The following is a 20,624-nucleotide window of genomic DNA, read 5'->3' as shown; positions in this document are numbered from 1 at the left end:
TCAATTTTTAATACTAACAGGTGCTTTTGTGATGTAAACTTTAGCTTGTTTTGAATCAGTCTGTTGTGTGGAAATATTAAGCTCATTATTCTTTTTTAATAAAGCAATGGCTTCGTCTGAAGAAATTGACTTTCCTTCATAAAAAAATGCAGCGCCTTTTTTAGCCATGTCAATTATATGGTCTAAAGGTGATTTTGGAGGAGGTGGAGGAGGTGGAACGTCTTGATCCCAATTTTTATTGAACTCACTTACAACTTCATTGTCTTTATATACTTTTGTTATTTTTTGACCAGGAACTACTTTGTCACCATCAACTTGAGTGTCGTTGATTATAGTTCCTTCTTTATTGGTTTCTTGACCATAACGGTTATAATATTTAGTGTTTCCATTTTGAGTAACATAATAATGAGTAGAATTATTAATAGTTATAAAGCCTGTTTTAACATTTGGGTCTGGAGCAGGTGGAGGTGGAGGTGGAGGTGGAAGCTTTGAGAAATCGGGAAAAGCTTCGGCAGATTCTTTTTGCTCTTTAGACATTTTATTGTACAAATACTTTACCCTTACTGCATCTTTGTGCTTCACAATTGGATATTCACTCTCAGAAATTTGAGAATTGATATGTTTAGCAAGAGTATTGTATTCTTTTAATTCTTCTTTAGTAACTCCTTTATTGTTTTTTAACTCAATGACTTTAACTAAAATGAAATCGCTATTAGTTTTTTCATCATATTTATTGGTGTATTTAAAGTTAAATAATAAAAATTCATCAGAGTATTTTAAAAGTTCAGCAACTTCACTATTCAATTTATTGCCTTTAATTAACATAGTTTGAGTTCCTGCAGTTTTAATTGAAAAGTATTTAACTTCATCAGAAAGAACAATGTTTTTGATTTCATCTCTATGTAAGTTTATAGTACATTTTTGGCATTCAATGTCGTTAATTTTTAGAGTTTTGATTTTTCTTTCGTTTTCATCTTGTTTTGTGACTTTTGCTTTGAGTTTAGATTTTTCAACTAAAGATTTTGAACCAATAACAGTAGTTAAAAAATAGTCGGTTTTTTTATGCAATTCATTTAATTTGTCCAAAAAATCTTTTGAGCAGTTTTCTGTTTTTAAATCGAATGTTGTTAGTTCGAAATCCTTCAATGTCCAATTTTTGGTAATTTCGTTTAAGTCATCTACGTATGTATCGATACTAGATTTTTTGTTACCAATGAAAAGTACGTTGTCAACAGCTTTCATCGTTATTGTTTTTTTGTTTTTTTCTTCAATACTTGATGGTATTAAATTTGTTACTCCAAATTGATCGATCGCTCGAACCTGATTTTCGTATAATGAGACGCTTAGTTCTAACCAAGCGGTGCCTTTCAACCCATTTAGAAAAACACCAGATTCATTAGGTTCAATCGTAAAGGCAAATTGGTCGGTTTCTAAAGTTTTGCTTTCAGAAAAACCATAATCGGTAAAAGTGTAACTTCGATTTGTATTAGTGTCCAAAAGTAGTTTACTCCATTTACAACCATTTTCACATTTAAGGGTTATTGAGTTTTCATTTTTTTCAATTGTAATAAAAAATTGCGATGATTTGTTTTCATAATTGTTTTCAGTAATTAAAGGTGTAACTTCTTTTACAACCTCTTCTTTCTTACTAAACCCAAAGATTAAAATTGCCAAAAGTGGTAAAACCACTAAGGTTTTAATCCATTTTTTGGTGGATGATGTTTGTGTTTTCATAACTGTAAGTCGTTTTTTGATTGATGAATAATTAATGGCATTGGTAAGTTCGTTACCACCATGTGTTGATGAAAAAGCCAACAATAAATGTTGGTATGTGTTTATTTGTGTACCTTGTTGTAATACGGCTTGGTCAGCTAAGTACTCATGGTTGAGTTTAACGTCTTTTTTTAAGAAGTATATAATCGGATTAAACCAAAACACAATTTGTAAAAGTTCAATAAATAATATGTCTAAACTATGTTTTTGAGTAGCGTGTGTGTGCTCATGTAATAATACTTCTTCTGGTATTTGATTGTTTTCAAACTTGGCTTTGTTTAAAAAGATATAGCTTAAAAACGTGTGAGGAATTTCAAGATTATTGATTAAAACATTAATGATGTTTTTGCTTTTTAGTTTAGGATTGGTCTTTATTTTTACGATGAGTTTTGTGAGGTTAACCATAAACTTCACTAAAAATAAAAGCACTCCTATTCCATAAATACTCCATAATAGTATAGACCAAAAATTGGTGTTTTGTTCAGTAGGTTGAGTTGTTTCAGGATAAAACACTGGCTCTAATAAAGGAGGTTGAAATGTGCCTAAAGTATATGTTGGTTCTACATAGGTTGTAATGGTAATAAACGGAATAGTAAACCCTAAAACGGTTGCAAACAATAGGTAGAAACGTTTTAGCTGGTGCATGTTTTCACGCTCCAAGATTAACTTGTAAAATAGTAGTAAAACAAGTAAGCAAGCCGATGATTTTAAAATATAATCGAGCATGGTTTTTTAGTTTGGTTTCTTTTTTATTTCACTATCAATTAAAGCTTTTAAGTCTTCAAGTTCTTTTTTTGATAAGTTAGTTTCTTTGGTAAAAAACGATGCAAATTGACTTGCGCTATCATTAAAAAAGTTCTTGATTAACCCATTAACATGCTTAGAGAAATAATCTTTCTTTTTTACTAAAGGAAAATATTCTCTAGACTTTCCATAGAGTTTATAATCTACAAATCCTTTATCAATCATACGTTTTAAAAGTGTAGCAACGGTTGTTGTAGCTGGTTTTGGTTCTGGGTAAGCATCAAGCAAATCTTTCATGAAAGCTTTTTCTAACTTCCACAGATGGTTCATTAAATCTTCTTCGGTTTTTGATAAACTCATTATTCTACATATTTAGAATTAACTCTACAAATGTAGAATAAAAAACAAAACAACCAAATTATCCAAGGCATTATTTTATTAAAATCTATTATATTTGACTAAATTTCACACGAATCCCCAAAATGAAGAAGCTTATTTTTAGTCTGTTAGGTGTTTTTGCATTTGTGTTCGTTACAAGTGCTCAAAATATTTCAGACATTATAAATGAAGTCAATTTAGACTCTCTTCAACTCACCTTAAGAGAATTTTCAGGTGAGCAATCGACTGTTGTTAACGGAAATACAGTAACAATTCTTAATAGGCAACAAGCTAATAACGATTTGGCAGCAGACTATTTGGTTCAAAGGTTTGAGCAAATGGACAACATTACTGTAGTAGCTCAACAATTCGACTCTAACGGTAGAAATGTAATTGCAACTCAAGTAGGAAAAACCAATCCTGACGATATTTATATTATTTGTGCGCATTATGATACGGTTGCCGATTATTGTGCTGATGATAATGCTAGTGGAGTTGCAACTGTACTAGAAATTGCTCGTATTTTATCAACACAATGCTTAGATAATACTATTGTTTATGCACTTTGGGATGAAGAAGAAATAGGCTTACTAGGTGCAAATTATTACGCTACTCAAGCAGCTTCAAATGGTGATAATATCTTGGGCGTTTTAAACATTGATATGATGGGTTATGATGGCAATGATGATAACGATTTTGATATTGATGTTAGAGATTTTGGCAATTCGCTTGCTATGAAAGATGATATTATTGCAGTTTTAGAAGATCCTACCTATGGTTTTACTTTAAATGTTAATGTTGTAAATCCTGGAACAACAGCAAGTGATCATGCTAGGTTTTGGAATCAAGGTTTTACAGCTGTTTTAGTAGGAGAGTCTTGGGAAACTAATGACGAAACACCATTTTACCATTCTTCAAATGATAGGTACAACACGTTAAACTTTCCGTATTATCATGAATTAGCTAAGCTTATTATGGGTTATATGGTTACTAAGGCAAATTTGATTGATGTTGATAATACAATTACGCAAAGCCCAAGTACATTAACTTCTAATGATGCTTCTGCATCTTATCAATGGTATAATTGTGATACAAACATTGCATTGTCAGGTGAAACAGGGCAAACTTTTACACCAACTGTAAATGGTAATTATGCTGTTGAAGTCACCAATGGAAGTTGTTCAGAGTTTAGTGTTTGTGTGAGTTTTAATTCGTTGAGTTTAGAACCGTTTTCTAATTCTGAAATAAGTGTTTTTCCAAATCCTGTAAAAAGTAAACTCAATATCGATATTTCTTTTGAAGAGCCTTATGAATTTACTCTTTATGATGTTGGAGGTAAATTGCTATTAAATAAATCAGAAATTATGGGTTCAACAACTTTGAAAACAAAAGATTTGCCTAAAGGTATTTATTTTTTAAAAGTGTCGTCTTCTAATAAATCAGGGACTTATAAAATTGTTAAGGAGTAACTTTTTGTAAAAAGCATAAAAAAACCGTTCAAGAAATTGAACGGTTTTTTATTACTATTATTTAGAAAGCTCAGTAAAATACTTATAAAATAAAGGAATAGTTTCGATGCCTTTAAAATAATTCCACACACCATAATGTTCGTTTGGTGAATGTATAGCATCACTATTTAAACCGAATCCCATTAAAATAGTTTTACTTTTCAATTCTTGCTCAAAAAGAGAAACAATTGGAATACTTCCACCACTACGTTGAGGTATTGGTGTTGTTCCAAAGGTGTCTTCATAAGCTTTTGAAGCTGCTTGATAACCTATGCTATCGATAGGAGTTACATAGCCTTGTCCACCATGATGAGGTTTCACTTTCACTTTTACTCCTGCTGGAGCTATACTTTCAAAATGAGTTTTAAATAACTGTGTGATGTCCTCCCAATCTTGATGAGGTACTAAACGCATTGATATTTTGGCGTAAGCTTTACTAGCAATAACTGTTTTAGCACCTTCTCCAGTATAACCTCCCCAAATACCATTAACATCAAGAGTTGGTCGTATTGAGTTGCGTTCGTTTGTAGTATATCCTTCTTCTCCATAAACAGCATCAATATCTAAAGCTTTTTTGTAGTCTTCTAATGAAAAAGGTGCTTTTGCCATTTCAGAACGTTCTGCATCTGATAAATTTTCAACCTTATCATAAAATCCTGGGATTGTAATATGATTGTTTTCGTCATGAAGAGATGCAATCATTTTGGTTAACACATTTATTGGGTTAGCAACAGCTCCTCCATATAAACCAGAGTGTAAGTCTCTGTTAGGTCCAGTAACTTCAACTTCTACGTAGCTTAACCCTCTTAAGCCTGTTGTAATAGAAGGTACATCTTTAGCAATCATTCCTGTATCAGAAATTAAAATCACATCATTTTTTAATTTCTCCTGATTGTTTTTAACAAATTTTGAAAGGTTTACGCTACCAACTTCTTCCTCACCTTCAATCATAAATTTCACATTACAAGGCAGCTGATTGGTTTTGGTCATAAATTCCATAGCCTTAACATGCATATACATTTGGCCTTTGTCATCGCAAGCTCCACGGGCAAAAATAGCACCTTCAGGATGAAGCTCAGTTGTTTTTATTACTGGCTCAAAAGGCGGTGAAGTCCACAGCTCAAGTGGGTCTGGTGGTTGTACATCATAATGACCATACACTAAAACGGTAGGTAGGTTTTTATCAATTATTTTTTCACCATAAACGATTGGGTAACCTTCGGTTTCGCAAACTTCTACATGGTCACATCCAGCAAGCTCTAAGCTGGTTTTAATAGCATCAGCAGTTTTTAAAACATCATTTTTATAAGCTGAGTCAGCGCTAATAGAAGGTATTTTGAGTAAATCAATCAACTCATTTAAAAATCGATCTTTATGTTCTTTAATATAAGATTGAATATGTTGCATTTGTTATATTTTTTTGAATTCTTCCAAAAATACAAAATCGAGGACGATTTTTTAGTAAATAAAGTTATTTGAATATTGAAACTATTGTTTATATTTGCATCCCGAAACTTCGGAGAATAAATGCAGGCGTGGTGGAATTGGTAGACACGCTAGACTTAGGATCTAGTGCCGCGAGGTGTGAGAGTTCGAGTCTCTCCGCCTGTACAAGACAAGAAAGCTTCAGTTAAATACTGAGGCTTTTTTTGTTTTTAATAGTTATGAACTTGCCTCTAAAGACTCATATTACTTTTTATTATAATTTAATTCAATAGTCTTTGTATTTTAAATAATTGTAATTCAGTTTTTTAAATTTAAAAATATTGTTTAATTAATGAAAGTCACACATGTTATTTTTATTTTCTTTCCTTATATTGAAATTTTAAAAAGTTTATTTGTTTTTCTAACTATAACAATCAATGAAGGCATCAGAACAATGGGTAATTTTTATGGCAATTTTATTGGTGGTTTATGCTGCTGTAATTTTGTTTTTTGTAATAAGAGGAGCATTAAAAGCAAAGAACATCTCTGATTTTGCTGTAGGGAATATAAAGTTTCCGTCTTGGGTTGTTGGACTTTCTTTGGCAGCTTCCATGACTAGTGCTGCTACTTTTATAATAAATCCAGGTTTTATTGCTCTATACGGAATTTCAGGAGTATTGTCTTTTGGTATTGTTTTGCCAATTGCAGCTTTTGTGTCATTAATTGTACTCACTAAAGGCTTTGCTAAATATGGACATAGTGTTAAAGCAACCACTATGGCACAATGGATGGGACAACGATATAAAAGTAAGTCGTATGCCTTTTTTATGGCTGTTTTGGCACTACTTTTAATAACATTTATTGTACTTATCAATGTGGGATTAACACAGGTAATTTCAAAATCGTTAAATACAGAGCCGTTTTACGTGTTGTTGGGTATTACTGTTTTTGTGTTTGGTTATATGATGTTTGGTGGTGCTAACTCTATGGTCTATACCAATACCATTCAAGCCATAATTATGTTTTTTGTGGCGTTGGTTTTAATAGGTTCTGGTTATGAGTTTTTTGAAAATGGAGTAACGGGTTTTATCGAAAAGTTGGGTGGTATTGATGAAAACTTAACTAAACCCACAAATACAAGTAGTTTTTTGTTTAGGGATTATTTTGAAATTATTCTTGCTCAAATAATTATTGGTGTTGCTATTGTTTGTCAGCCACATATTATCACAAAATCATTACTTTTAAAAGATTCTAAAAAAATAAATAAATACCTGTTTAGTGGTATTATGTTTATGGTTGTTTTCTTTTTGGTTGTAGTTGTCGGCTTGTATGCGAGGTTAACGTTTCCTGATTTAAAAGTTAATGGAACAGCCTTAAAAATGGATGAAATTATCCCTACCTATGTTGTAGTGAAATTCTCTGTTGGACTTGGAATGTTTATAGTTGTTGGGCTAATTTCAGCAGGATTATCTACCTTAGAAAGTTTAATACAATCGCTTTCGGTTACTATTACCCAAGATATACTACAGCCAATTTTTAAAGAACGTGTTTCAAAGCATTCGGTTTTGGTAAATAAAGGAGTGATAGTTATTTTAGGACTTGTGAGTTTTGTGTTAAGTTGGAATCAAATTGTAAACCCAGACGTAAGTGTCGCTATTTTTGCTCAAAATGGTGTTTACGCTTATTTTGCTGCTGCTTTTGTGCCAGTACTTTTTGGAATGTTCTTAAAAAATGTTCCGCTTAAAGCTGTTTTTGCAGCAAGTATTGTTGCTTTGGTAGTTCATTTCGGGATTTACTACGGAAGACTCACTTCCTATATGCAAGAGCCAGTAAATAATCCTGGGATTCCTGCTGCTATTGCTATTGTGAGTTCGGTTGTAGTAGGCTATTTGTTGTACTATTTTAATAAGAAAAAAGATGACCACAGACACGTTGGATTGGATAGCTAAATGGGCAGATTATACACCTGATAAAATTGCTATAACGTCTTTTGACAGCGAAGAAAAATACACTTATAGTCAAATCCATGTTTATGCGAATAGACTTGTCGAGAAATTTGAAGAATTAGGTCTTCAAGAAGGAGATAGAATTGCTGTTTTGGCAGAGCATAGCTTGCATTACATTGTATTGTTGTCTGCTTGCCAACGAAGTGGGATTATTATTGTGCCTTTAAATTATAGGTTATCCTTAAGCGACATTGAAATGCTGTTTTTAGATTGTAGTCCTGCTCTATTGCTTTATAGTGAGAACCAAAAAGAAAAGCTAGGGCAACTTTCAATTCCTTTACCAAAGACTATTCATTTAGATGTTATAGAACGTTATTATAAGGATGGAGTCGATGTTAAACCAATTGCAGTTCAAATAAAAGAGAAGAATCCTATTTTTATTTTTTATACATCAGGCACAACAGGAAGACCAAAAGGAGTTATTTACACTAACAAAATGATGTTTTGGAATAGCCTAAATACCTCAATGCAATTAGGTATAACATTTCGTGATTCAACCATTAATACATTACCTCCTTATCATACTTCTGGATGGAATATTTTTATAACTCCTCTATTACATAAAGGAGCTCAAATAGATATGGTTGAAAAGTTTGATGCCGAACGTATATTGTGTTTGTTGGAGCTTAATAAAACTACACTTTTCATGGCATTACCAACTATGTTGGCAATGATGCAAAAAACTGAAGTGTTTAATCGCGTAAATTTAGAGCACCTACGATTTATAATTTCTGGAGGAGAAACTGTATCGCCTAGTCTTTTAAAGCTTTGGAAAGAAAAGAAAGGTATATCAATTAGGCCAGGATATGGTTTAACTGAAGCTGGACCAAGTATTACGTCTTTACATCACGACATAGCTATGACTAAACCTGAGTCTATCGGTAAGCCTAATTTTTACTTAAAAACAAAAATAGTTTTATCTACTGGCCGCAAAGCAAGAGTAAATGAGGTAGGGGAATTTTGTATTAAGGGTAATATTGTTTCACCAGGTTACTGGAACAATTCTACCGAAACCAATAATAAAATTAAAAACGGCTGGTTGCACACTGGAGATTTGGTGACAAAGGATAAAGATGGATTTTTATTTTTAAAAGGACGACAAGATGATATGTATATTTCTGGAGGTGAAAATGTTCATCCACAAGAAATTACTGCAACATTATTAACATGTGAAAATGTTATGAAAGCTACAGTTTTAAGTGTTGACGATCCTGTTTGGGGACAGTGTGGAGTAGCTTTTGTAGTGTTAGAAAACGAAAAATCTTTAAAAAAAGTAAAAACCTTTGTAAACAAGAAATTGGCATCGTTTAAACGGCCAAAACATATAATTATATTAGATGAAATTCCATTAACTAGTGTAGGGAAAATCTCTAGAAAAAAGCTGCTGGCATATTACAAAGTATATAAAGCTAAATTACAATCTTAAACTTAAAAAAAATGAAGCAAATAATTTTAATGCTAATTATACTACCTTTAGTTACGTATGCACAAACTTGTGATAAAATAATGAAAAACATAGTCTCCAAATACGAATACGAAACGCGCTTTGTTAATCTAGATACTATTGAAATTGCCTATATTAAAGAAGGTAAAGGAGAAAAAACTCTTTTATTTGTTCATGGTTTAAGTAGTAATGCAGATGCATGGTCAAAAAACATAAAAACCTTAAAGGAAAATTTCACATGTGTTGCTTTAGATTTACCTGGATATGGTAAGTCGTCAAAACCCGAAAATGTTAGTTATACACCATCTTATTTTGCAAAAACCATAACAGCACTTATTGATGAGTTAAAATTAAAAAATGTCATTCTTATAGGTCATTCAATGGGAGGGCAGGCAGCCATTAAATTAGCAATTAATTCACCTGAAAAAATAGATAAGTTGATTTTGGTCGCTCCTGCAGGAATAGAAACATTTTCTGAAGCGCACGGAATTATTATGAAAACAATGTTTACACCTGAATTTGTTGCGAGTACAAATAACGAACAGATTAAAAATAATTATGCGCTTAATTTTTATAAGCAACCCAACGAAGTAGATAAAATGATTGAAGATAGAATTGCTATTAAAGAAGCAATAGATTTTGAAGCACATTGTATAGCAATTTCAAAAAGTATTGCAGGCATGTTGAATGATCCTGTTGTAGATGATTTGGCCAAAATATCTCATAAAACATTAGTGCTTTATGGTAAAAATGATAGGTTGATACCTAATCGTTATTTTCATCCAGATTTAGATGTAGCTAAAGTTGGGGAAAAAGCAAAAGAGCTAATAAAAAATAGCCAGCTTAACTTTGTTGAAGAAAGTGGACATTTTTTGCAGTTTGAGCAATCAGAAAAAGTAAATTTTTTAATTAAAGAATTTATTGAAAAAGATTAATTCATGAAGATTAAACTCAAAAAATTTACAGAGTTTAGCAAAACAATTCTACCTAACGAAGCTAAATACTTAGCTTCAGAACACCTATTTACTGATGATGAGAAAACCGAAATTATAAATCGTTTAGCAAAAAGTGCTATAAGTAATACCTCAAAAGCGAATTTTGACACAAACATAGACAAACGTAAGTACTCCTATGTAAAAAACTGGATACTAAAAAAAACTAGAAAGTATAGACGTTGATGAAACAGCTAAATGGATTCTAGATTTAAAGAAAAAAATTCTTTTAGATGCAATTGTTTCTTCAGAAGAAAAAGTGTTTTTAAACTTTTTAAGTCGTTACAAAACAGTGGGCTATAATTTTCAAATTGTTTATGAGTTAGCCCAAGAGTACAAGCCTTATTTACTAATTCGGTTACGCTACAAAGACCACGAAACTGTAGCTGGTTTTTTAGAAAACTATTCTGAAGATTATAAAAAATCAAAATCAATTCAGCAAAAGCTGTATAGTGCAACAACCGAAATAACAAGTCAATACACCCAAAAAGAAAATGAAACTAAATATTGGGAGCCGTGGCTTTTAGAGGTTTTTAAAACTGAAAATGTTGATGGCAGAAACAGGTACATGGCATTTATTACTTTGGCTTTTTTGTACACAAACTATAATGAAAGCTCAAAACTAAAACTATTGTTCGATGAAATTGATGGGTACTTTAGTAATGGCGAGATGTACTCAAGGCGTTTGTTGTCTAATTATTATGCTAGTAGAGTGCTTATGCATTCTAAAGAAAATGAATTAGATTTAGCCGAGTATTACGCATACCTTTCTATAAGACGTTACAATAACGATACATTAATGTATGTAAACAATCTAGTGGCTATTTTGCTAAAAAATAATAAACCAAAAGAAGCCAAAAAGGTACTAGATAATTACCATCAACTTTATAAGGAGTCTTATAACTATCATCAAAAAATTGGCTTTTGTTCTTATAAAATAAGAGTGCTAAATCAACTCGACCAAAATAAGTTGGCCGAGGAAATCGCTATTAATTTTTTAAAACAGTATAAAAAGGAAGTTTTAAAACATCGTTGGCATCACTTTTTCACTTCTTACTTTAATGTATTAATAGCAAATGAAAAGTATAATGAACTGCTTAAAATTGCAACAGTTTATAATATTTCGTCTAAAGAAGCCGATCGAAAAATAATGCCTAACTATGTGCCAAACATATCATGGAGTATATCCTTGTCAAAATACATGGAAGGGCAAATAAATTCTTCAAAATTATTAGAAGAAATCAAAGTGCCATTACTGGGTTTAAATCCTACAAAAAGCCAAAAAACGGTACTTATTCAAGTTATAGATACACTATCAAATAATCTTCCTCAAGCTTTTTTGAAGCTAAAGTCACACCTTTAATTTATAGTTGTTTTTAGCTTTAATTAAGTTAATATTCAGGCAATTCATTATTTTACAATTCTAAAGTCGCAGTCAATAACTTTTACTTTTATTTTTAAATCCATTTATATTCATAATAGATTGCAAGCATAACTTAATTAGCGATAAATCATGAAGAAAATACTACTACTAACAATTTTAATGATTACTGGTTTTGCCTATGCACAAGATTCTGGTAAAATAGGAGGGACAGTTGTTGATTCAAATGGAGTTCCGTTGCCAGGAGCTACCATTCAAATAGTTGAATTAAACTTAGGAGCTGTAACAGACTTTAATGGTAAGTACAGTCTTGAAAATGTCCCAGAGGGCGAACATTCAATTACAGTGTCTTTTGTAGGTTATAAAGCATATAAAGAAAATGTTACTGTTATTGCTGGTCAAACTACCGAATTAAATATAACACTTCAAGAAGGTGAAAATGTTTTAGATGAAGTAGTTATTACCGCTGGAAAAAAACTCCAAAAAATCACAGATGTACCAGCAACTGTTGAAGTTATTACAGCTAAGGAAATAGCTGAATTTCCAAGCTTTAATATAGGCGAAATGGCATCGAGACAAAAAGGAGTTGATTTTGTTAGGACAGGAGTTTTAGGAACAGGAATTAATATTCGTGGTTTTAATTCGGCATTTAATTCAAAAAACCTACAAATTACTGATGATAGAGTATCTATGCTTATTGCAACAGGATTACCTTATGGGTCGTTTTCTACGGTTACAAAAGATGATATAGAGCGCGTTGAGATTTTGTTGGGTCCTAACGGAACACTTTATGGACCAAATGCTCATAACGGATTGGTAAGTACAATTACAAAAAACCCAAGAACATCAGAAGGTACAACTTTGGTATTTGGTGCAGGTAATCAAAATGTAATCACAGGTAGGTTAAGGCACGCTCAAGTTATTAATGATAGATTGTCTTTTAAAGTGCATCTAGAAAGAACAGCAGGAAAAGAGTTCAACTATGTAGACTCAGTATATGTTGGTACAACAGCTTATAACGAACATAACTTAGATAGAGATTTTGATGCGCTTAAATATGGTGGAGCAGTACATTATAAAACAGGAAAACAATCAGAGTTGATAGGGTATTATGGCCATAGCAATAATACTAATTTAGCTGTAACAAACGCAGGTAGAAATCAAATTAAAGATTGGACATTAGATATTGCGCAATTAAAATTTGTGTCAAAAAACTTCTTTGCAAATACATATTATACTTGGAGTAGAACAGATGAAACTTACGCAATAAACCAACGTACGCAAAACTATGTGTCGTTTATAGAAAATGGTTTTTCTGAAGATGAAGCTTGGAGTCGTGCACTTTATGAACAATGGGTTCCAGCGTTTGGTATAGCTATTCCTAGAGGAGCTTTATTTAAAGATGCTTCTGAAAGGTTTAATGGAGAAGCACAATACAATAATAATTGGAACAATTTTTATCTTACTGTAGGAGCACAATATCAATTGGATATGGCAGATTCTGAAGGAACATATCTCTTGGATGCTGATGGTCCAATTGAGATTGGTCAAGCAGGTGTATATAGCCAGTTTGAATACAAGTTAGACAGTGGGTGGAACTTCTTATTAGGTTTAAGAGCAGACAACCATGATTTATATGGAACAAATTTTTTACCTAAAGCTGCTGTTACCAAGTCTATCGATGCAGGAACATTTAGGTTAACTTATGGTAGAGGTATGGCAGTACCTTCTATACTTAACTTAAAAGGAAATTTATTTGGAGGATTGGTTTTAGGAAATGGAGAAGGGTTTACATTAACAGATGGTACAAAAATTAATGCTTTAGAAGTTGAGACCATCAACTCTTTTGAGCTTGGTTTTAAAGGAAAAATCTCAGATAAATTGTTTATAGATGCAAGTGCATATTACAATATGTCTGAAAACTTTATAAGCCCTTTAAGAAATATTGTAGATGCTGAAAACGGAAATTTTGTAACTCACATAGGAGATACACCAGTTGACGAAGTATCACCAGGAGCAAGTACCTCGGCATTTTTATTAACCTATAGTAACTTTGGTAGTGTTGATACTTATGGTTTTGATTTGGGTCTAAACTATTACTTTACTGATGCATTGAGAGCATCATTAAACTATTCTTACTTCGGCAGAAGTTTAGATACAAACGATCTTGATAATGATGGAAACTTAGATGGAGTAGTTTTAGAGAGTGAATTACCTATAAATACTCCAGCAAACAAAGCTAACATTGGCTTGCATTATAGCACAGATAAATTTTATGGAGCCATATTTGGTCGTTGGATACAAGACTATGATTTCTTCTCAGGTATCAATGTAGCTGCTGAAACTCAAGATATGGATGGTGATGGTGTAAATGAAATAGTCGAAAACGCTCAGGTTGGAAGAACTTGGAATTATGGTCAGCTAGGAGGTTTTACTGTTGATGCCAATTTTGGATATAATCTAAATGAAAATGTGTCTTTAGGAGTTAATGTAACTAACTTATTTGATACAGATATTAGAGAGTTTGTAGCTTCTCCAACAATAGGAAGATTGATTTCTTTTGAACTTAAGTACAATTTGAACTTCTTTAATAAGAATAAATAATAGAGACTAAAATGCCAAAAGAAATAAATATAAAGCCTATTTCTTTGGACTATTCTGATACTGGTAACAATAATAACAAAACGTTATTATTGTTACATGGATTAGGGTCAACTAAGTTAGATTGGCAGTTTCAAATTGCGCCATTTTCTAAAGAGTATAGAGTAATAGCTCCAGATTTGCGAGGACATGGTAAATCGTTTCAAGAAAACTTGAACTATGGTGTAGATATTATGGTTGAAGATGTGGTTAGTCTTTTAAATCGGTTAAACCTTAGTAAAGTTACACCAATTGGTTTTTCAATGGGTGGAGCTGTTGCCTTTCAATTAGCATGTTCTTATCCAAATTTGGTAGACAAGATGGTTATTGTTAATAGTGGTCCTGATTTTAATGGAATGGGAAAATTAGGAGATGATTTATTGAATAGTAGAACAGCTTATTTAAAAACAAAAGGGTTAGAAGCTTTGGCTAAAGAAATAGCCTTTAATATGTTTCCAGAGCCACAACAAGAAATGTTAAGAAATGAGTTTGAAAAGCGCTGTGCTGCAAATGATTTTGAGGCTTATTATCAGTCATTTGTTACCTTGATGGGATGGGGACTTGGTACTAAGCTCAAAGAAATAAAAACCAAAACATTAGTTATAGCTTCAGATATGGATTATTCGTCTGTGGATTTTAAAGAAGCCTATGTATCAAGAATGCAAAATGCACAACTAGAAGTAGTAAAAAACTCAAGGCATGGAGTTGTTTTAGATCAACCAGATGCATTCAATGAAATTGTTTTAGATTTTTTAAAAAATGAATAGAGTTGCATTAATAACAGGAAGTACAAGCGGTATTGGTTTAGGTATAGCAAAGCATTTTGCTGAAAATCAATATAATATTATGTTTCACGGTTTGGAAACAAATGGATTAGAGATAGCAACTCAAATTGGAGCTAAAAATAATGTTGAAGTAGCGTTTTCCAATGCTAATCTTATGCATTCCAATCAAGTTGAGAAATTAGTAGAACAAACCTATAACACTTTTGGAAGAATAGATGTTTTAATAAATAATGCTGGCATACAGTATGTTTCATCAATTGATAAGTTTCCTAACGAAAAATATGAAGCTATCATTGCTCTTAATATGAATGCGTCATTTTATGCCTCTAAAGCAGCTTGGAAATACATGAAAGCACAAAGTTTCGGAAGAATAATAAATATTTCTTCGGTTCATGGATTACGAGCTTCCGAATATAAGACGGCTTATGTAACTGCAAAACATGGTGTAATAGGAATGACAAAAGTATTAGGTCTAGAAGGAGCTCCATATAATATAACTTGTAATGCTATTTGTCCAGGTTACGTACGTACACCACTTGTTGAAAAACAAATACCAGATCAGGCGAAATCTCATAACATGTCTGAAGAGGATGTCATAACCAAAGTCATGCTAAAAAAACAAGCGGTAAAGTCTTTTGTTCCAATTGAAGCTTTGGCAGATATGGCTTTACTGTTATCAAAAGAATCATCATCAACTATTACAGGAACTGAATTCGTTCTTGATGGAGGATGGACAGCGCAGTAAAAAGATTATTTGAATTAGTTTAATTTTAAGTGAAGCCACCTGGAAAGCAATTGGTAAGATGACGTTTTTCAGCTGGCTTTTATAGTATTGATTTTAACTGAACACTGGAAGATTCTAATCCTTCACCTGAAACGGTAAGCGTAATATCTCCTGCTTCCTTTGTAGACTGTACCAAAACAACAAGCTTTCCACTAAATAGTTTCATGGTTGGTAAATGAAATTGCTCCAATGAGGTAGCATCTCCATTACAAGCAGCTCGAAAAGTTCCACTTCCTTCAACTTTAAATTCTAACTGGTTCGTTGCTGTAGGACAAGGGATTCCATTTTCATCCACAACTGAAACGGTTACAAAAGCAAGATCTTCGCCATTGGCTTTTATAGTTGTAGTGTTAGGTTCTAAAATTAGTTGATGTGGTTTACCTGAAGTTTTAATCTCTTTTTCAGCAGTTGGATTTCCGTTATCATCTAGCGCTACTACTTTTAAAGTTCCAGATTCATAGTTTACATCCATCCACATTAATCGATAGCGATGTTGCGGTGAACTATTATTTTTGGTTTGAATACCCAAACTTTTTCCGTTCAAAAATAATTCAGCACTATTGTAATTGGTATAAACAAAAACAGGTGTTGTTACGCCTTCGCGACCTTCCCAATTCCAATGTGGTAAGATGTGTAAGGTTTCGTCTTTAGTATTCCATCTGCTTCGGTACAAATAGTAACGGTCTTTTGGCAAGCCTGCTAAATCATTAATTCCAAAATACGAACTACGTGATGGCCACACTTCGTCATAAGGTGTTGGTTCACCTAAATAATCAAAACCAGTCCAAACAAATTCGCCTAAAACCCAAGGTTTGTTGTCCTGTAATATAAAATCGTCTTCTGGAAGGTTAGACCAGCTGCAATACTCCAAATCATAAGAAGACGATTGGTGATCGTTATGTTGCATCATACTGCCTTTTTCAACAGGAAAATGGTAAATGCCTCGAGAACTTACGGTTGAAGCTGTTTCAGAACCTAGAATAAATCCTTGCGGAAAACGTTCATAAGCTTCTTCATATAAATGTACACGATAGTTTAAACCAGGAATATCCATAATAGCACCGAATCCAGATTCCATAACCGCTTTTACTTGGTCCATGCCTACAGTAACAGGTCGTGTTGGGTCCTCACGATGAAAAATGTCCTGTAGCCATTTGGCACGTTTTACACCTTCGCTTCCCCATTGGTCTGGAACTTCATTTCCAGAACTCCACATCACAATAGAAGGATGATTTCTTGTAGCGCGCACTAAATTGACCACGTCTTTTTCAGCATAGTCATCAAAATAGAGGTTGTAACCGTTTTCAACTTTTGGTTTTTTCCATTCGTCAAAACTTTCGGCTAAAAATAGAAATCCCATTTCGTCGCATAATTCCAGTTGCTCAAACGATGGCATGTTATGGGAACTCCTTATGGCATTTGCTCCCATGTCTTTTAATATTTCTAACTGACGTCTTAAAGCTGAGGTGTTAATCGCTGTTCCCAAAGGGCCTAAGTCATGATGTAAACAAACTCCTTTAAATTTGGTTGGTTTTCCGTTTAGGGAAAAACCAGTATTTCTGTCGTAATTGATATCACGAATACCAAATTTGGTTACTACTTCATCTTTTAAAGTATTACCAGCGTACAATTTTGAAACAGCTTTGTATAGATAAGGATTTTCGGTATTCCAAAGTTTTGGATTTTTTACGGCAATGTTTTGTTCGAATTGGTTACCGAAACGCGTAGTAGTTTCATTTGAAACAACTTCATTGCCTTCGGCATCAAAAATAGTGGTAACTAGTTTTAGATTATCTCCTGTGACTTTGGTCTTAACATTTACTTGAGCAACTTCTTCAGTAATATTTGGAGTTGTGATAAAAGTTCCCCATTGGTCAATGCTTTCTTGATTTTTTACAATAACACGCACATTTCTGTATAAACCAGCTCCAGGATACCATCGAGAGGATTTCCCTTTATTGTTGAGTTTTACTGAAAGTGTATTGTTTGTTGCTTGTATGTGTTTAGAAATATCAAAATAGAAATAGGCGTAACCATATTTCCATTCGCCAACTTTTTTACCGTTCACAAATACTTCGGGCTCGCTCATGGCACCTTCAAACAAAATCAAAACTTTTTTACTTTTATCATAATTAGGAACATCAAAGGTATTTCTGTACCAAGCTTCACCAATGTAAGGTAGAGCTCCAGTTCGTCCTGTTTTTTCTGTGGCTACTTCTTCTCCATTTTGGGTGATGGCTACTACTTGTTTGTCAATTTCTTTGTCAAACGGACCGTAAATTGCCCAATCGTGTGGTACGATTACTTTTTCCCAATTGGCATCATCAAAATCGATTGAAGAAGCATCAGGAAAACTACCTTTTTGGAATTTCCAGCCTTCTTTTAAAGTAATAATTTCACGAGTGGAAGACTCCTTTTTAGTTTTTGAACAGCTTAAAATTATGATTGATAAGAAAAGAAGAAGTGCTTTAGTTTTCATGTTTAATTGCCTTGTGAACCGTTATAAAATTGCATGCCTAAAGTAGCTTGATAATTATGATCAAAAAGTGTAGCGTTGTCCCAATGAGAACCTTGAGCCCATTGCGTGGAGCAGCTAGTAGATACCCAAGCAGGTTCCCAATACACAATACCTTCTCCACCTGCATTTTCTACGATGCTTTGGAGTTGATTTAAATACCCTAATTGACCTTGTTGAGTAGCAGGATAACTAGAAACTAAAGCGTCGTTTCCAAGAATGTTATTGGCACTATCGGCATTTTCCATAGTAAATGGATAAGCAGTTTCAACAATCATTAAGCGTTTGTTGTAGGTGTTGATTAATGTGCTTAGGGCAGAACCCACGTTGTTTAGATTGTAATCGCTCCATATTGGATAATAGGAAAGCCCAATCCAGTCATAATCAGTTACACCTGCATTGGTTGCTTGTTCAAACCACCACAAACCATTTTCAGGTTGAGCAATGTGAAGCATGATTTCAATGTCTTTGTTTTTGGCAATAGAAATATCCCTAACTGCTTCAATGCCTTTATTTATCAAATGCGAATTTCTAGCCCAATCTATAGGCCAAACGAGTTCACCTTGTTGTAAAATCATACCATTTATTTCATTACCTACTTGTACTATTTCTGGTAATAAGTTGTCATTAGAAAGTGCTTCTAAAGTATCATAAGTATAGTTGTAAAGCAGGTTTCCTAATGTTTCATTGTTATCAATTTCACTTACCCAAGCTGCTGGAATTTCTTGAGTGTCTGGATCTGCCCAAGTATCGGAATAATGAAAATCTAAGAGTACATCCATTCCTTTTGCTTTAGCACGTTGAATGGTTTCTTTTACATCGTTAAAATTTGAGTAATTGGTCCAAGTAGGATTGTGCCATAAACGCACACGTACTAGGTTTGTTCCAGCTTCTTGAAAAATGGTAAAAGGGTCTTTAGTAGCTCCGTTTGCATCTTTGTATGTCGCTCCACAATCTTCCATTTCGTTTACGTAAGATAAATCAGCGCCATAATAGAAACTATCTTCAATAGGAGTAGGATCGTCATCTGATGGATCTTGATTGTTTGAATTATCACTATCAGACGAACATGCAAAAACTAAAAACAGGATTAAATTGAGAGCGTATATGGACTTTGTTAATTTCATAAAAATCAAATAGTTTGATGATTAAAATACTTAAAAACACTATTGTTTGATGCGAATTTAAAAAATATTTTTCAAAAACCCTACCAGTACCTACCAGTTTTTTATATCTTTGTCACATGAGTATTATTTCAGTTTCAGAACAAATAGGAGCACCAAAGTATAAACAAATTATAACTTCAATTGAAGATGGTTTAACCAGTGGATTGCTAAAAAAGGGTGACAAACTACCTTCTATTAATAGTATTAGGAATAAGTTTTCGTTGTCTAGAGATACTGTTTTGATGGCTTTTAATGAGTTGAAAATGCGAGGGATTGTTGAGTCGGTTTCTGGTAAAGGTTATTACATTAAAAGTGAAAATATAGATGTGAAGCGAAAAGTGTTTTTGCTTTTTGATGAACTTAATGCATTTAAGGAAGATTTATATAATGCTTTTTTAGAAGAATTAAATGATAATATTCAAGTAGATATCTTTTTTCATCATTTTAGTTTTGATGTTTTCCAAAAGCATATTTATGATAGTATTGGAAATTACAATTACTATGTAATTATGCCTGCAAATATGAGCCAAACACAAATGGTGATTGATAAACTTCCAGAAGATAAGGTTTATATTCTTGATCAAATGCCTGAAGAATTACAACACTATCCATCTATTCATCAAAATTTTGAAAACGACATTTTTAAGAGTTTAAATGACGCATTCCACTTAATTAAAAAATATGAAAGAGTGGTGTTGTTATTTCCAAGTTTAAAGCAGCCTAAAGGCATGTTAAATGGTTTTCAAAAATTTAGAAAGTCCATTGATTTTCCTTGTGAAGTTATTGATTCGTTAGATAATAGGATACTTAAAAAAGGAGAAGTATATCTGGTTTTAGACGATCATGATTTAATACTTCTTATAAAAAGAATAAAAGAGCAACAATTAAAAACAGGAAGTGATATTGGTATTATTTCATATAACGATACGCTTTTAAAAGAAGTGGTAGAGGATGGAATAACAACTATTTCAACTGATTTTAAAGCCATGGGAAAGCGATTAGCTCAAATGCTGATTAAAGAAGAAAAGCAAAATATTGAAAACCCAAATACACTTATTATAAGACATTCATTGTAATATTTTA

At 32.7% G+C, this 20,624-nt stretch carries 15 protein-coding genes and 1 tRNA gene; 11 read left to right on the top strand and 5 right to left on the bottom strand.

The genetic code is table 11. From position 1 onward, the window contains the following. Both OD803_RS02375 and OD803_RS02370 read right to left on the bottom strand, forming a co-directional pair. Positions 1-2,499: a M56 family metallopeptidase gene (locus tag OD803_RS02375; protein WP_262732225.1), complete on the bottom strand. Its 2,499-nt coding sequence runs from the start codon at positions 2,497-2,499 to the stop codon at positions 1-3. A gap of 6 nt (positions 2,500-2,505) precedes the next feature. Beyond that, positions 2,506-2,877, bottom strand: coding sequence for a BlaI/MecI/CopY family transcriptional regulator (locus OD803_RS02370; RefSeq protein WP_129759462.1), 372 nt, complete (start codon positions 2,875-2,877; stop codon positions 2,506-2,508). A gap of 122 nt (positions 2,878-2,999) precedes the next feature. Between OD803_RS02370 and OD803_RS02365 the strand changes: the two genes are divergently transcribed. Continuing rightward, the gene (locus OD803_RS02365; RefSeq protein WP_262732224.1) at positions 3,000-4,364 is read left to right on the top strand and encodes a M28 family peptidase; all 1,365 of its coding nucleotides are present in this window, start codon (positions 3,000-3,002) and stop codon (positions 4,362-4,364) included. 57 nt (positions 4,365-4,421) lie between these two features. Here the strand turns inward: OD803_RS02365 and OD803_RS02360 are convergent, their stop codons facing one another. Then, on the bottom strand, positions 4,422-5,810 hold the full coding sequence (locus tag OD803_RS02360) for a dipeptidase (RefSeq protein WP_262732223.1): 1,389 nt from the start codon (positions 5,808-5,810) through the stop codon (positions 4,422-4,424). A gap of 122 nt (positions 5,811-5,932) precedes the next feature. On the opposite strand from OD803_RS02360, the gene OD803_RS02355 reads away from it, so the two are divergent. The 9 genes from OD803_RS02355 (at position 5,933) to OD803_RS02315 (ending at position 15,821) form a co-directional block, all read left to right on the top strand. Further along, positions 5,933-6,014, top strand: a tRNA-Leu gene (locus OD803_RS02355). Between the two features lie 251 nt (positions 6,015-6,265). Continuing rightward, positions 6,266-7,777: a sodium/pantothenate symporter gene (locus OD803_RS02350; protein ID WP_262732222.1), complete on the top strand. Its 1,512-nt coding sequence runs from the start codon at positions 6,266-6,268 to the stop codon at positions 7,775-7,777. After that, complete coding sequence (locus tag OD803_RS02345) at positions 7,746-9,260, top strand: class I adenylate-forming enzyme family protein (protein ID WP_262732221.1); 1,515 nt, start codon at positions 7,746-7,748, stop codon at positions 9,258-9,260. Before OD803_RS02350 ends, OD803_RS02345 begins: the two co-directional genes overlap by 32 nt. An 11-nt stretch (positions 9,261-9,271) precedes the next feature. Next, positions 9,272-10,213 (top strand): alpha/beta fold hydrolase, encoded by a 942-nt coding sequence (locus OD803_RS02340; protein ID WP_262732220.1) that lies wholly within the window; start codon positions 9,272-9,274, stop codon positions 10,211-10,213. Positions 10,214-10,216: 3 nt separating this feature from the next. After that, positions 10,217-10,456 (top strand): hypothetical protein, encoded by a 240-nt coding sequence (locus OD803_RS02335; RefSeq protein WP_262732219.1) that lies wholly within the window; start codon positions 10,217-10,219, stop codon positions 10,454-10,456. Between the two features lie 106 nt (positions 10,457-10,562). Next, a complete protein-coding gene (locus OD803_RS02330; RefSeq protein ID WP_262732218.1) occupies positions 10,563-11,633 on the top strand; it encodes a hypothetical protein in 1,071 nt (356 codons plus the stop codon). Positions 11,634-11,783: 150 nt separating this feature from the next. Continuing rightward, positions 11,784-14,255, top strand: coding sequence for a TonB-dependent receptor (locus tag OD803_RS02325; protein WP_262732217.1), 2,472 nt, complete (start codon positions 11,784-11,786; stop codon positions 14,253-14,255). Between the two features lie 11 nt (positions 14,256-14,266). Beyond that, positions 14,267-15,058 (top strand): alpha/beta fold hydrolase, encoded by a 792-nt coding sequence (locus OD803_RS02320; RefSeq protein ID WP_262732216.1) that lies wholly within the window; start codon positions 14,267-14,269, stop codon positions 15,056-15,058. Next, complete coding sequence (locus OD803_RS02315; RefSeq protein WP_131506101.1) at positions 15,051-15,821, top strand: 3-hydroxybutyrate dehydrogenase; 771 nt, start codon at positions 15,051-15,053, stop codon at positions 15,819-15,821. The genes OD803_RS02320 and OD803_RS02315 overlap by 8 nt, the downstream gene beginning before the upstream one ends. A 79-nt stretch (positions 15,822-15,900) precedes the next feature. Here OD803_RS02315 and OD803_RS02310 read toward each other — a convergent pair whose 3' ends face one another. Both OD803_RS02310 and OD803_RS02305 read right to left on the bottom strand, forming a co-directional pair. Continuing rightward, positions 15,901-18,339, bottom strand: a complete 2,439-nt coding sequence (locus OD803_RS02310) for a glycoside hydrolase family 2 TIM barrel-domain containing protein (RefSeq protein ID WP_262732215.1) — start codon at positions 18,337-18,339, stop codon at positions 15,901-15,903. A 2-nt stretch (positions 18,340-18,341) separates the two neighbouring features. Next, the gene (locus tag OD803_RS02305; RefSeq protein WP_262732214.1) at positions 18,342-19,502 is read right to left on the bottom strand and encodes a glycoside hydrolase family 53 protein; all 1,161 of its coding nucleotides are present in this window, start codon (positions 19,500-19,502) and stop codon (positions 18,342-18,344) included. Positions 19,503-19,618: 116 nt separating this feature from the next. Here OD803_RS02305 and OD803_RS02300 point away from each other — a divergent pair, with 116 nt between their 5' ends. Further along, positions 19,619-20,617: a GntR family transcriptional regulator gene (locus OD803_RS02300; RefSeq protein ID WP_262732213.1), complete on the top strand. Its 999-nt coding sequence runs from the start codon at positions 19,619-19,621 to the stop codon at positions 20,615-20,617. Positions 20,618-20,624 lie beyond the last annotated feature (7 nt).

It is taken from the genome of Gaetbulibacter sp. NE, from assembly GCF_025548475.1.
GTDB lineage: Bacteria > Bacteroidota > Bacteroidia > Flavobacteriales > Flavobacteriaceae > Gaetbulibacter_B > Gaetbulibacter_B jejuensis.
The sequence above is the reverse complement of the archived record's forward strand: the minus strand, read 5'-3'. Positions and strand labels throughout refer to the sequence as shown.

What these genes read in the sequence shown, in the direction of transcription:
- OD803_RS02340 (WP_262732220.1), top strand. Translation starts at nt 9,272, where the DNA reads ATGAAGCAAATAATTTTAATGCTAATTATACTACCTTTAGTTACGTAT.
- OD803_RS02325 (WP_262732217.1), top strand. Translation starts at nt 11,784, where the DNA reads ATGAAGAAAATACTACTACTAACAATTTTAATGATTACTGGTTTTGCC.
- OD803_RS02310 (WP_262732215.1), bottom strand. Translation starts at nt 18,339, where the DNA reads ATGAAAACTAAAGCACTTCTTCTTTTCTTATCAATCATAATTTTAAGC.
- OD803_RS02315 (WP_131506101.1), top strand. Translation starts at nt 15,051, where the DNA reads ATGAATAGAGTTGCATTAATAACAGGAAGTACAAGCGGTATTGGTTTA.
- OD803_RS02370 (WP_129759462.1), bottom strand. Translation starts at nt 2,877, where the DNA reads ATGAGTTTATCAAAAACCGAAGAAGATTTAATGAACCATCTGTGGAAG.
- OD803_RS02320 (WP_262732216.1), top strand. Translation starts at nt 14,267, where the DNA reads ATGCCAAAAGAAATAAATATAAAGCCTATTTCTTTGGACTATTCTGAT.
- OD803_RS02305 (WP_262732214.1), bottom strand. Translation starts at nt 19,502, where the DNA reads ATGAAATTAACAAAGTCCATATACGCTCTCAATTTAATCCTGTTTTTA.
- OD803_RS02365 (WP_262732224.1), top strand. Translation starts at nt 3,000, where the DNA reads ATGAAGAAGCTTATTTTTAGTCTGTTAGGTGTTTTTGCATTTGTGTTC.
- OD803_RS02360 (WP_262732223.1), bottom strand. Translation starts at nt 5,810, where the DNA reads ATGCAACATATTCAATCTTATATTAAAGAACATAAAGATCGATTTTTA.
- OD803_RS02335 (WP_262732219.1), top strand. Translation starts at nt 10,217, where the DNA reads ATGAAGATTAAACTCAAAAAATTTACAGAGTTTAGCAAAACAATTCTA.
- OD803_RS02345 (WP_262732221.1), top strand. Translation starts at nt 7,746, where the DNA reads ATGACCACAGACACGTTGGATTGGATAGCTAAATGGGCAGATTATACA.
- OD803_RS02300 (WP_262732213.1), top strand. Translation starts at nt 19,619, where the DNA reads ATGAGTATTATTTCAGTTTCAGAACAAATAGGAGCACCAAAGTATAAA.
- OD803_RS02350 (WP_262732222.1), top strand. Translation starts at nt 6,266, where the DNA reads ATGAAGGCATCAGAACAATGGGTAATTTTTATGGCAATTTTATTGGTG.
- OD803_RS02375 (WP_262732225.1), bottom strand. Translation starts at nt 2,499, where the DNA reads ATGCTCGATTATATTTTAAAATCATCGGCTTGCTTACTTGTTTTACTA.